We start from the raw sequence: 13012 nt of genomic DNA, 5'->3' as shown, positions 1-13012 counted from the left end.
TGCACTTTTTTGAATCCAACCTTTTCCGTCGTGCACGAGGAGCTTCCGCATGAAACTCGTCATCGCCACCTACGGCACCGAAGGCGACACGCGTCCGCTCGCGGCGCTGGGCCGCGCGCTGCTGGATGCCGGCCACGACGTCCGGCTGCTGGCCGATGCGGCGACGCTCGGCTCGGCCGCCGCGCTCGGCGTGCCGTCCGCGCCGCTGTCAGGCGATATCCGTCGCGCGATTGCGCCGCAAGGCGCGTTGGCCGATGCGGTGCGCGGGCGCGGCGGCTTCAACGATACGTCGAAGGCGCTCGCCGCGATCGCGAATGCGAACACGGCCGCATGGATGCGCGAAGTCGCGGACGCGTCGGCCGGGTGCGACGCGCTTCTCGTGTCGGGGCTCGCGTCGTTCGTCGGGTTGTCGGTCGCGGAGTATCGCCGCATACCGGCGATCGGCGCGGGCATGATCCCGATCACGCCGACCGCCGAATTCGCGTCGCCGTTCCTGCCGCCGGGGAAGCTGCCGCGCTGGCTGAATCGCGCGAGCCATCGGCTCGTGAATGCGTTGCTGTGGCGCGCGTTCAGGAAATCGACCAATGCGGCGCGCGCGAGCGTATGCGGATTGCCGCCGCGCAAGCACGTGTGGACCGATCATCCGATGCTGTACGGCGTATCGCCGGCGCTGCTGTCCGGCCCGGCGGACTGGCCGGCGAACGTGCAAGCATGCGGCCAGTGGCGGATCGATGCGCGTGCGTGGGCGCCGCCGCCGGAACTGTCGGCGTTTCTCGACGCGGGCGAACCGCCCGTGTACATCGGATTCGGCAGCATGGCCGGCTTCGATCGTGCGGCGATGGCCGCGGCGCTGACGCAGGCGCTGGCCGGCCGACGCGCGCTGTTCTATCCGGGCTGGAGCGGCGTCGATGCAGCGCTGCTGCCGGCGCACGTTCGCGTGATCGGCGACACGCCGCACGACTGGCTGTTCCCGCGCGTCGCGATGGCGATTCATCACGGCGGGTCGGGCACCACGCATTCGGCCGCGCGGGCCGGCATTCCGTCGGTGGTCGTGCCGTTCGCGGGCGATCAGTTTTTCTGGGCGGACCGGCTGCAACGGCTCGGTGTCGCGGCTGCGCCGGTCGCGGGGCGGCGCGTGGACGCCGCCGCGCTGGCGCGCGCGATCGCGTTTGCCGAACGGGGCGAGACGAAGACGCGTGCGGCGCAACTCGGTGCGCGCCTCGCGCAAGAGGAGGGGTTGAAGCGGGCCGTCAGTGCGATCGAACGCTGGGTGCAACCGCGCGCGACGTGAGCGCGCGCACGGGCATCAGAAATGCCCGGTGAACCGGTAGCGGCTGCCCGGATGCCACAGATTCGCGACCGATGCGACCATCCCCTGCGACCACGTGCGCCGATGCAGCAGCAGGCATGGCTCGCGATCGTCCATCGTCAGGTGGCGGCGCGTTTCGGCGTCGGGCATCGCGGCCTCGATCCGGTATTCGACGCGCTGCAGCGGCGCGACGCGCGTCAGGTACTGGTTCGGCGTCGTGGTCGTGAAGTCCTGCAGCGCGTATTCGGGCGCGCAGGCCGGATTGACCCAACGTTCCTCGAGCTGCACGGGCGTGTCGTTCTCGAAATGCAGCACGCGCGAATGGAAGATCGGGCTGCCGGTGTCGAGCTGCAGCTCGTCGGCGAGTTTCGCATCGGCGACGGCCGCGCCGACCTGCAGCACCTGCGCGCGATAGCCGTGGCCGCGCGCGGCGACTTCGTCGGAGATGCTGCGGATCGCGACGAGCGTCGATTCGTATTTCGGCGACGCGACATAGGTGCCGGAGCCGCGCGTGCGCGTGAGCACCTGTTCGGCCGTCAGCTCGCGCAGCGCGCGGTTGACGGTCATGCGCGCGACGTTGAATTCGCGCGCGAGCTCGTTCTCCGACGGCACCTGGTCGCCTTCGGCCCATTCGCCGGCATGAATGCGCGCGAGGATGAAGTCCTTGATTTCCTGATAGATCGGTGTGGTCATGGGGTCGCGATTTCAGAGTCGGCAGCGGGCCGCCGCCGGATGCCGATCCGGCGCGCGCCCGGCGCCGAGTGTACCGGTTTCGCGGACGCGCTGGCCCGGATGCCTCGAATGATCCCTGTTCGGCCGGCGCGCGTCCATGCGGGATTGCACAGGGCGGCCGGCCTGCGGCAGGCCGCTTGCGGTCGGAGCCGATGCCGGATGCCGATCGCCGGCATGCGCGCGGCGGCCGAACATCGCGTTTCGATAGGACTGCGAGCCATCGTTCAGGTCGAAGCCGGTTTCGACGCGAAACTGCGCATGCTGGCCGCCGCCGAGATCCTCGTTGCCGCTGCTCGGCCCGAAGACCGTATTCGACAGGCCGCTGCCTTGCTGCCACGCGATCCGTCGCGCGTGTCCGTGCGGCAACGCGTATTCGAATCGATGAAAGGGGGAGTGCGTGACGCGTGTCACGTGCGGCGGTGGCGAAACGCCGGCCAGCGCTGCAGCAGGCCGGTGGGGAAAGTCGATGCTGCGAGGTCTAGACAACTTCCGCACGCGACCGCCGGCCTCCGTACACGGCGAGAAAGCCGTTGTTCAGCTTTGCGTAATCAATAATTAATTGAAAATTAAGGAAAATTCTGCCGGCGATCCTATTCCGCCGACAATTAGAGATAAACACGGATTGCTGACCCCATCCCTGAAAAGGCAAAGTTGTATGTACAACTTGGAACGTCGCCGGAACAGGCGATTCCCGGTTGCAAGGGTTCGCGGCGGGCAGCCGACCGGATCCGCCCCAGTTCGCCTCTGACAGGAACGCCATGAAGAAACTCGCGCTCAGTATTGCCCTCGTCTGCCTCGCGGTCGGTGCCCACGCCAAGGATTGGTCGACGATCCGCTTCGGCGTCGACGCCAGCTATCCGCCGTTCGAATCGAAGGACGCAAGCGGCAAGGTCGTCGGCTTCGACGTCGATCTCGGCAACGAGATCTGCGCCCGGCTGAAGGCGAAATGCGTGTGGATCGAGAACGACTTCGACGGGATGATCCCGGCGCTGAAGGCGAAGAAGTTCGACGGCGTGCTGTCGTCGATGTCGATGACGCCGGCGCGCGCCGAACAGATCGCGTTCTCCGACAAGCTGTTCAACACGCCGACGCGTCTCGTCGCGAAGAAGGGCGCAAACCTGCAGCCGACGGCCGAATCGCTGAAGGGCAAGTCGGTCGGCGTCGAGCAGGGCACCATCCAGGAAACCTACGCGAAGGCGTACTGGGCGCCGAAGGGCGTGCAGGTCGTGCCTTACCAGAACCAGGACGGCGTGTACCAGGACCTGATGTCGGGCCGCCTCGACGCGGCGCTGCAGGATGCGGTGCAGGCCGACATCGGCTTCCTGAAGACGCCGCGCGGCGCGAACTTCGATTTCGCCGGCAAGGACATCGACGATCCGAAGACGCTCGGCAACGGCGCGGGCATCGGCCTGCGCAAGGACGACGCCGACCTGAAGGCGAAGATCGATCGCGCGATCGCCGACATCATCAAGGACGGCACGTACAAGAAGCTCGAGAAGAAGTACTTCGCATTCGACGTCTACGGCGGCTGACCGCCCGTACGGCGCGCATCGCGAGCGGCGCGGCGCCTGCGTTGCCGGATGCCCGACCCTTCGCGGGAGGCGTGCGGCTTGATGAGCAGACCGCATCACGTCGTGCGCAGAACTCGTTTGATGCACGGTTAATGGCTATCGACAATCCAGCCACATCGTTCTGGATCCCTCATATGATCTTCCAAGGATTTGGCCCGCTGCTGTGGGCCGGCACGGTCGAGACCGTGAAGCTCGCGGTGCTGTCGCTCGCCGCGTCGCTGATACTGGGCCTCGCGGGCGCGGCCGCGAAACTATCGGCCAACCGCGGGTTCAAGGCGGTCGGCACGTTCTATACGACGCTGATCCGCGCGGTGCCCGATCTCGTGCTGATGCTGCTGCTGTTCTACGGGATCCAGATCCTGCTGAACGACGTGACCGACCTGCTCGGCTGGGACCAGATCGACATCGACCCGTTCGTGGCCGGCGTCGTGACGCTCGGCTTCATCTACGGCGCGTACTTCACCGAGACGTTCCGCGGCGCGTTCCTCGCGGTGCCGCGCGGCCAGCTCGAAGCCGGCTTCGCGTACGGGATGAGCGGCTGGCGCGTGTTTTACCGGATCCTGTTTCCGCAGATGATGCGCTTCGCGCTGCCGGGCATCGGCAACAACTGGCAGGTGCTCGTGAAGGCCACCGCGCTCGTGTCGATCATCGGCCTCGCCGACGTCGTGAAGGCGTCGCAGGACGCGGGCAAGAGCACGCTCGATTTCTTCTTCTTCACGCTGGCCGCGGGTGCGATCTACCTCGCGATCACGACGGTGTCCAACGTCGTGCTGCATCACCTCGAGAAACGTTATTCCGTCGGCGTCCGGAGGCTCGCACTGTGATCGAACTCGTTGGCCAGTACTGGCAAAGCTATCTCTATTCCGACGGCTACCGCTTCAGCGGTCTCGCGATCACGCTGTGGCTGCTGGTCGTGTCGATCGCGTTCGGTTTCGCGCTCGCCGTGCCGCTCGCGATCGCGCGGGCGTCGTCGAACCGCTGGATCTCGGGGCCCGTATGGCTCTATACGTATGTGTTCCGCGGCACGCCGCTCTACGTGCAGCTGCTGATGTGCTACACGGGCATCTACAGCCTGCAGGTGGTGCACAACCACGAACTGCTCGACACGTTCTTCCGCAATGCGATGAACTGCACGCTGCTCGCGTTCGTGCTGAACGAATGCGCGTATGCGACGGAGATCTTCGCGGGCGCGATCAAGGCGACGTCGGCCGGCGAGATCGAGGCCGGGATGGCCTACGGGATGTCGCGCTTCAAGCTGTATACGCGGGTCATCCTGCCGTCCGCGCTGCGCCGCTCGCTGCCGAGCTACAGCAACGAAGTGATCCTGATGCTGCACGCGACGACGCTCGCGTTCACCGCGACCGTGCCCGACATCCTGAAGGTCACGCGCGACGTCAATTCGGCCACCTACATGTCGTTCCAGGCCTACGGCATCGCGGCCGTGCTGTACGCCGTCGTCGTGTTCGCACTCATCTGGGCGTTCCGCAAGCTCGAGGCGCGCTGGCTCGCGTACCTCGCGCCGCGCAGCCATTGACGCATTCACAAGATCCGCAACGAAGGACCCAGCATGTACAAGCTTACCGTTGACAACCTGCACAAGAAGTTCGGCGACAACGAGGTGTTGAAGGGCGTGTCGATGAAGGCGAAAGCCGGCGACGTGATCAGCATCATCGGCTCGAGCGGCTCCGGCAAGAGCACGTTCCTGCGCTGCATCAACTTCCTCGAACAGCCGTGCTCGGGGCAGATCACGATCGGCAGCGAGCCGATCCAGACCACGCGCGACCGCAACGGCTCGCTGCGCGTGGCCGACCAGAAGCAGTTGCAGCGGATGCGCACGAAGCTCGCGATGGTGTTCCAGCACTTCAACCTGTGGGCGCACATGACGGTGCTCGAGAACGTGATCGAAGCGCCGATGGCCGTGCTCGGCGTCGGCAAGGACGAGGCGATCGCGCGGGCGCGCAAGTATCTGGAGAAGGTCGGCCTCGCGCCGCGCGTCGAAGGCATGTATCCGTCGCACCTGTCGGGCGGCCAGCAGCAGCGCGTCGCGATCGCGCGCGCCCTCGCGATGGAGCCGGAAGTGATGCTGTTCGACGAGCCGACGTCGGCGCTCGATCCGGAATTGGTCGGCGAAGTGCTGAAGGTGATGCAGAAGCTGGCCGAGGAAGGCCGCACGATGGTCGTCGTCACGCACGAGATGGGCTTCGCGCGCAACGTGTCGAACCACGTGATCTTCCTGCATCAGGGGAAGATCGAGGAAGAGGGCGATCCGCAACAGATTCTCGTGAATCCGAAAAGCGAGCGGCTCGGGCAGTTTCTGTCGGGGCGGTTGAAGTAAGAGACGGTTTCAAACGCCCCGTGAGACCGGTCTTGCGCGGCGTTCAGGCGAGCAGACGGCGCTCGAACGGGTAGTCGGACAGCAGTTCGAGTTGGCCGTCGTCGCGCACGTACACCTGTTCCTCGAGCTTCACGCCCTCGCCACCGTCTTCATGGCCGATGTAGCTCTCGATGCACAGCGTCATGCCGGGTTCGATCACGCCGTCATAGCCCTTTGTATCGTTGTCCTCGCGATGGCAGATGTACGGGTATTCGCCCGTCATCCCGACGCCGTGGGCCAGCGCGAAATAGCGGCGTGCGCGGTACGGTTGCGGGATCTGCCACGCCTTCGCGATGAATTCCTGGAACGTGGTGCCGGCCTTTACGTTTTCCATGTTCGTGTGGATCTGTTCATAGGCGAGGCGGTATAGCGTCTTTTGCGCGGCGGACGCGGGGCCGTCGCCGCATAGAAACGTGCGCGAGAAATCCGCGTAGTAGCCGAAGCGTCCCACCACGTCGGTGTCGAGCCCGACCAGTTCTCCCGCCTGGATCTTGCGGGGGCTGCTTTCCTGGAACCATGGATTCGTGCGCGGGCCCGAGCTTATCAAGCGGGTTTCGACGTAGTCGCCGTCGGTCTCGATCACGTGCTGATGCAGGTGCGACCACAGCTCGTTCTCGCTGATGCCGGGCACGAGGGCGGCTTCGAGCTTGTGCACACCCGCTTCCGCCGCGCGCAGCGACGCACGGATCATCTTGATCTCGTTCTTCACCTTGATTGCACGGGCGCGTTCGAGCGGCTCCTGGGCGTCCGAAAGTTCGTAGCCGCGCGCTTGCAACGCAAATGCGGCCGCCGATGTCGCACTTTCGATCGCGATCCGCTTGCCGCCACCGCATGCTCGAACCAGATCGTCGATCTCGTCCGCCCAGCGCTCGGTGGTCTGACGCAGCATGTCGTCACAAAAATAGTATGAAATCGCGGTGGCCGGCCGGACTTCGTCCACGGTATCGAGTCCATCGGCCAGGAATTCGCATCCCGCGTATTCGAACAGCACCACCTTTCCCTCGGCCGGCACGAATAGATAGCGTGCGGGATTACGCATCGAATACACCTGCATGTTGCGCGAGCCGGTTGCATATCGCATGTGAGTGGGGTCGAACAGGATCGCGGCGGTCAGGTCGCGTTTCTTCAGTTCCCGCCGAACCGAGGCAAGCCGGTCGCGCCGGATCTGGGCGATTTCGTCGGCGGTCGGCTCGCAATCTTCCGGGCGGTGAGTCGGTCGAAGCATCGTCATGATGGTAAGGGGAGCGTTATGAGTGTAAGTACAACGAAATAGTGTGATGGGTTGGCCCACCGCGAACGCACATCGTCAGTCGACCAGGTTGTCCGCGCGGACCAGCGTCTGTTCGGCTTCCAGGTGCATTTCCGATACGCGGCCGTACAGCTGGCGGGTTCGCTCGAGTCGGCCGATCACGCCGGGCTTTTTCGAATAGGCGAAGATCGTCGTGTGGCGATCGATGTCGCCGCGTACCTGGGTCACACGGTGCAGCGAGAAACGCCCCTTGAACAGTTGCAGATCGCCCGGCTGCAGCGTAATCACGCTGATCGGCGTGCGCGTCTCTCCGCGCACCACGGCGCCGACCGCATCGTAGTTTTCGCCTTCGGGCGACCGGATGTTCGGGCAGTACTCGAAATCGCCGCCTGCCGTGGGCTGCTGCGTCATCATCGACACGATGAATTCGTTGGTGTCGTAGTGCCACGGTTGTTCGGTGCCGGGCGGCATGACGTTCTGAACCAGCCCGGCGTACGGGTCCGCGTATTCCCAAATCTGCGTTTCGCCGAGGCACGCGGCGACGAATTGCTTCATCGCACGTGCCACGTAGATCCGGTGAACGATTGCATCGGCCGGGATCACGTCGCGCGTGACGAAGCCGCTCGTACGATCCATGAAGATACGGCGCGGGTCCGCGGCGGGCAGCGACGGATCGTCGGCGGTGAAATACGCATTGACCTTGCGGCTCGAGAAATAGGTTTTTTTCGCGAAGCCGAGCCCTTCGACGCGCGCCTGTTCCAGTGCGGCGGGGCGCAGGAAGCCGCTCAGTACCGCGCTGCCGCTGCTGGTCAGTTGGGCCCGGCAAGTTGCGACCAGGTCGCGCATGCGGGCGTGCCCGGGTTCATGCAACGGATAGCGGTCGGTATCGACGATATCGCTCAGATCGGTACATTCTGCGTCGGCGAGAGGCGGGCTTGCTTGCACGGTTGGCTCCAGTTTCGAGGGATGAGGCGTTTGTGGCCGGAATTGTTTTCGACAACAATCGGCCTATCGATGCGCCCATGATTCGATCGACAAATTCCCTTGCAAAACGAGTAATTTCGATGACTGATATCAGCGAACCCGATTGGTCTCAACTCCGCTCCCTCGACGGAGAACTCGTGCGTGCGTTCATCACGGTGGTCGACAGCGGCGGCGTGACCGCCGCTGCCCGGCAGATGCACCGCACGCAGTCGACGATCAGCCTGCGCATCCGAACGCTCGAAGAGCGGCTGGAAACGCACCTGTTTTTGCGCGACAGTCGCCGTCTGGCATTGTCGAGAGACGGGGAAAATTTCCTGATTCATGCGCGCCGCATCATTCAGGTGCAGAACGAAGCGATCGCCGCACTGAAACGCACGGGCGGTCATGGCGTGATCCGCTTCGGCTTGCCCGAGGATTACGCGGAGCTCTGGTTGCCCGATCTGCTCGAAAAGTTCTATCGGCTACGGCCCGACGCGCGCCCGCATATCGATTGCCGAATGTCGCTGGAGCTGATCGAGCGCCTGCAGGCGGGCGAACTCGATCTGGCACTGGTCATCAGGCACAACGCCCAAAGCGGTGGGCGCCATCTCGGCCGCGAGGACGTGGTGTGGGCCGCGCATCGCGATTTCGTGTTACCGGATGGCGCGTCCGTGCCGCTCGCGCTGTTTCCGGAAACCTGCTGCTACCGTCAGCGCGGACTCGCGGCACTGGCGGCACTCGGGCGGCCGTATCACGTGATCTACACGAGCCAGAGCCCGACCGGTATCAAGGTCGCCGTCAATCACGGTGCGGCGGTGACGATCATCGACCGCTGCACGCTGCCCGCGAACTGGCGCGTGCTGGACATGGAAGACGGCTTGCCGGCGCTGCCGCCCGCGGATCTCGAACTGCTCCGCTCCCCCGGCACGTGCAATCCGGCCGCCGACGATCTGGCCCTGCTGATCGAGACGATGGTCGAGGAACGCCGCCGCGCGGCGAGCGCATCGTCGCTCGCCTGAACGGTCACGCATCGCGTCCGGCAGCCTCCGGTGAGCCGGGCCAAACGCAACGACGCGATCATTCGGCCTCTCCGATGGTCCCTATCGGAATTCCTCGCTGTCAAAAGGAAATTGGCGCAATAAATATATCGGCAAGCGAACGGATGATCGTTGCCGAAAACGCCGATGCCCGCGCGATCGTGCCCGCCCGGTTCCGTCGGCCGCGCGATGCTCCGCCCAAGTTCCTTTTCCATCACATAGGAGCCCTTACCATGATCCTGTCGTTGCTTGCCCGCTTGCTTATTGTCGCCGTGCGCAGCCTGGTACTCGGGCGGCTCATGCTGGTCTTCGCGCTATCGATTTCTGCGTCGGCGCACGCCGCCGGCAATGGAACGATTGCGATCGGAGTGAACAACTGGGCCGAGAATATCGCGGTCGCGAATCTGTGGAAGGCGCTGCTTGCGGAAAAAGGCTACGACGTCACGCTGCAGTCCGGCGACAAGGCGATCATCTATAACGGCGTCGCGCAGGGCAAGCTCGATCTGACGTTCGAAGTCTGGCTGCCGTCCGCGGACGGCCCGCCGTACGACGCGATCAAATCGCGCGTCGAGAAGATCGGTCCGTGGTTTCCCCGCGCCCAGCTGGGCCTCGCGGTGCCCGATTACGTCGCGGTCGACAGCGTCGATCAGTTGAATTCACATGCGGCCGAGTTCAGCCACGACGGCAAGCCGACGATTTTCGGCATCGAGCCTGGCAGCGGCTTGATGAAACTGACGGGCGAGGCGCGCAGCGCGTATGCGCTCGACGCAACCGTGCTGCCGTCGTCGGAGGCTGCGATGTTACTCGCGCTGGAGCGCGCGCAAAAGCGTCGCCAGCCGATCGTCGTCACGCTGTGGAATCCGCACTGGGTGTGGGCGAAGTATCCGATGCACTACCTGAAAGACCCGAAGCAGGTGTTCGGTCAACCCGATGCGATCTATGCGATCACGAAGGCCGGTTTCGGTCATACGCGTCCGGATGTCGCGCGCTGGCTCGGCGCATGGAAGATGGACGACCAGACACTCGGCTCGCTGATGAACGATATCCGTGCCGCCGGTGAATCGGATCCGCAGAAGGGTGTCGCGCGATGGATCGCATCGAATCGCGCCCGGGTGAGCGAATGGCTACGCTGACAGACGGTTTCATGGAGATTGCTCCGTATGCCGAAAGGTGTTCGGGCCTTTTGAAACCCTCTCCGAGCGCGCGTGCGGGTTGCGACACCTCGCCCGTGAAGCCGTACAGGCGTCACGGGCGACGCACGAGCTGATGCAACCGGCGCCTGCTATTGCGCGAGCGCGTCCGTCAACGGCCGCTGCGCGACACGCACGAGATTGTCGCGGCCCGCACTCGGGCTCGACCATTGCAGATGCATGCTGGCCGGCCCGCTCGCATGCACGTACTCGACGCGGATCGGCACGTTCCGCTTCGGCGACAGGTGGATGCGGCCCTTCGCGGTCGCGAGCCCCGGCTGTTCCTTGTCGATCACCTGACGGCCATCGATCCACACGCGCGCGACGTTGTCGCTCGTCACGCTGAACGTGTAGTTGTCAGCCTTCGGAATGTCGAGCGCACCGGTCCAGCGGATCGCATAGTTCGTCGCATTCATCCCCTTCGACGCATCGGGCGAATCGGTGCCGCGCTCGGTGTTCAGGTCGAAATCGACCAGCGGCGTGATCGACGAGAACACCGGCGTGGTGAACGTCGTGTCGTTGTAGTACGTCGCGTTCAGCACGCGCAGCCGCGAGCTGAACGCGCTGGCGAGCGCCTGCACCTCGGCCGTGCTCCACGGGTGGCCGTCGGGGTAGAGCGTGCCCTGGAACGGCGTCGCCGGCTCGACGGTGGCCGGCGCGGACGCCGTCTGCCCCCAGTGGAAACGGGTGTTCGTGCGGCCGATCATCAGCTCCCATACCAGGAAGCCCGTCTTGCCGCCGTAGGTGGACGCGATGCCGGCCATCGTCTGGCCTGCCTGGCCGCCCGGCCAGCCGCGCTGCAGCGTTTCCGAGTTCAGGCTGTCGAGCAAGCTCGGCGGCAGCGAGTAGTCGGGCGTCGTCGCATTGATCGCGTACGGGTGGAACGCATGGAAGTCGGAGAAGTAATCGCCTTCGGGCTCCTGCACGTTCGGCGAATTGATCGGCTGCGTCGCGCCCGCGTTCAGGATCGCGATGCGCGCGTCGTTCATCATCCACGCGCGCGTCGGTTGCAGCGCGCCGTTGCCGCTGCAGCCGGGCTCGTTCATCGGTTCCCAGTACAGGATGCGCGGGTCGTTGCGGTGCGCGGACACGAAGTCGGCGATGTAGTGCTGCAGGTCCTGCTTGTACGTGGTCGAGGCGCCCGCCGCGATCGGCTGCAGGTATTGCTGCTCGACCGACTGCCCGGGCGATTGCACCCAGCGGCTGTTGTGCACGCCGAAGATCGGCGCCGACTGCGGGCCGTACGCGGGATCGACGTGCCAGCAATCGTCGTAGAAGATTGGCGCGACCTTCAGCCCGTGGCGCGCGGCGATCTCGAGCAGGCTGTCGAATTTCGCGAGGAACGCGTCGCGATCGTTGACCCAGTTCAGGTAGTGCAGGTACACGGTGATCGTGTTCATCCCGTAGGTCTGCGCGTAGTCGAGCTCGCGATCGACGATCGCCGGATCGTAGTTCTGCCAGAAATCGATCGCGTTGACGGCATTCCACGGGTTGTACACGGCGCCCACCACGCGCGAGAAATCGTATGTTTTCGGCGCGACGTCCGGATAGCGGCTCACGGTCACGTTGCTGAACGCGACGCTCGCGCCGAAGCGGCGCAGCCCGAACGCGCCCGCGCGCAGCGCGGTCGTCAGGCCGCTCGTCGCGTCGTTGATGCTGATCACCTGCGAGCCGTCGACGAACACGTCGATCGCGTTGTTGCGCGTGACGACCTTCAGGTGGTGCGTGCTGCCCGGCACGACCGCGGGTGCGGGGTAATCGATGAAGTCGGTCCAGTTGTTCTGTTCGCGGCCGACCTGCACCACGTGGCGTACCGCGTCGAGCCCGATGTAGTAGCCCGTCAGTGCATCGGTGCCGACCGACGGGTTCGTCACGTGCACGATGAAGCCCGCATTGGCGGTATTCGCACCCGGCGCCGGCGCGCCGATCGTCACGTCCGCTTCGTACGACGCGTGGCCGTACGCCGGATGCTGCGCGTTGGTGACGAGCTTCGCGCCGTCCGTGCTCGTACCGTCGATCCGGATCGTGTTCGTGCCGCCGCTCGTCCAGGCCGGGCCGTACGTATCGAAATCGGCGAGCGTCAGCGTTTGCGTGTCGGTCGCGACGGGCGGCGCCGGCGGCGCATACGGCGGCACGCCGCGCGACGACACGCGCAGCGCGGGCGTCGGCCCCGGCAGGCCGAGCGTGACGAGCTGGTTCGGGAAACGCGACGGGCCGCCGTGGCCCGTGTTCATGAAATCGCCGGATGCGGCGGCGTTGGCCGTGGCGGCACCGTCGCTGGCTGCGGCATCGACGGACGCACGCGCGGCGAGCGCCGATGCCGACGGGGCGGACGAATCATCGCCGCCGCACGAGGCGAGCAATACGACGACCGCGAGTGCGGTGGGCTTGAGACGAGACGTGATAGTCATTCTGGACTCCGGATCAATGAGGAGAAGCGGACGACTGGTGACTCGATGCGGATGAAGCGGTGCCCGGACGGCGAGCGTCGCGGCACGGTGTGCGTGTGATGTGCGGACGGCACGGAGCGGGCTGCGCGGCGGGTTCGCGCGCAGTCGCTTCCGGTTACCGTCTCGTCGTGTTGCCG

11 protein-coding genes are annotated in these 13012 nt (G+C 65.2%); 7 read left to right on the top strand and 4 right to left on the bottom strand.

The genetic code is table 11. The features are described 5' to 3' along the window. The first annotated feature begins 49 nt into the window (after window positions 1-49). Window positions 50-1291: a glycosyltransferase gene (locus WT53_RS23695; protein ID WP_060261810.1), complete on the top strand. Its 1242-nt coding sequence runs from the start codon at window positions 50-52 to the stop codon at window positions 1289-1291. A gap of 15 nt (window positions 1292-1306) precedes the next feature. Here the strand turns inward: WT53_RS23695 and hutC are convergent, their stop codons facing one another. Beyond that, a complete protein-coding gene (gene hutC, locus WT53_RS23690) occupies window positions 1307-2002 on the bottom strand; it encodes a histidine utilization repressor (protein WP_034205366.1) in 696 nt (231 codons plus the stop codon). A 797-nt stretch (window positions 2003-2799) separates the two neighbouring features. Between hutC and WT53_RS23680 the strand changes: the two genes are divergently transcribed. The 4 genes from WT53_RS23680 to WT53_RS23665 all read left to right on the top strand — a co-directional run bounded on the left by WT53_RS23680 (window position 2800) and on the right by WT53_RS23665 (window position 5947). Continuing rightward, on the top strand, window positions 2800-3573 hold the full coding sequence (locus WT53_RS23680) for an ABC transporter substrate-binding protein (RefSeq protein WP_034205364.1): 774 nt from the start codon (window positions 2800-2802) through the stop codon (window positions 3571-3573). Window positions 3574-3746: 173 nt separating this feature from the next. Next, window positions 3747-4436: an ABC transporter permease gene (locus WT53_RS23675; protein WP_060261802.1), complete on the top strand. Its 690-nt coding sequence runs from the start codon at window positions 3747-3749 to the stop codon at window positions 4434-4436. Then, on the top strand, window positions 4433-5146 hold the full coding sequence (locus WT53_RS23670; RefSeq protein WP_034205362.1) for an ABC transporter permease: 714 nt from the start codon (window positions 4433-4435) through the stop codon (window positions 5144-5146). Before WT53_RS23675 ends, WT53_RS23670 begins: the two co-directional genes overlap by 4 nt. A gap of 33 nt (window positions 5147-5179) precedes the next feature. Then, the gene (locus tag WT53_RS23665; RefSeq protein ID WP_034205361.1) at window positions 5180-5947 is read left to right on the top strand and encodes an ABC transporter ATP-binding protein; all 768 of its coding nucleotides are present in this window, start codon (window positions 5180-5182) and stop codon (window positions 5945-5947) included. Between the two features lie 43 nt (window positions 5948-5990). Here WT53_RS23665 and WT53_RS23660 read toward each other — a convergent pair whose 3' ends face one another. Together WT53_RS23660 and WT53_RS23655 are read right to left on the bottom strand one after the other, a co-directional pair. Beyond that, the gene (locus WT53_RS23660) at window positions 5991-7277 is read right to left on the bottom strand and encodes a Xaa-Pro peptidase family protein (protein WP_218921416.1); all 1287 of its coding nucleotides are present in this window, start codon (window positions 7275-7277) and stop codon (window positions 5991-5993) included. 15 nt (window positions 7278-7292) lie between these two features. Next, entirely contained in the window at window positions 7293-8081 is a 789-nt protein-coding gene (locus tag WT53_RS23655; RefSeq protein ID WP_218921415.1) for a hypothetical protein, read from the bottom strand. A gap of 131 nt (window positions 8082-8212) precedes the next feature. Between WT53_RS23655 and WT53_RS23650 the strand changes: the two genes are divergently transcribed. After that, entirely contained in the window at window positions 8213-9217 is a 1005-nt protein-coding gene (locus tag WT53_RS23650; RefSeq protein ID WP_257127862.1) for a LysR family transcriptional regulator, read from the top strand. Further along, entirely contained in the window at window positions 9127-10368 is a 1242-nt protein-coding gene (locus tag WT53_RS23645) for a glycine betaine ABC transporter substrate-binding protein (protein ID WP_257127861.1), read from the top strand. Before WT53_RS23650 ends, WT53_RS23645 begins: the two co-directional genes overlap by 91 nt. Window positions 10369-10517: 149 nt before the next feature. Here WT53_RS23645 and WT53_RS23640 read toward each other — a convergent pair whose 3' ends face one another. Beyond that, entirely contained in the window at window positions 10518-12836 is a 2319-nt protein-coding gene (locus WT53_RS23640; protein ID WP_034205357.1) for a PA14 domain-containing protein, read from the bottom strand. Window positions 12837-13012 lie beyond the last annotated feature (176 nt).

Source organism: Burkholderia sp. MSMB2157WGS, from assembly GCF_001532755.1.
GTDB lineage: Bacteria > Pseudomonadota > Gammaproteobacteria > Burkholderiales > Burkholderiaceae > Burkholderia.
This window is presented reverse-complemented; position numbering and strand designations above follow the sequence as displayed.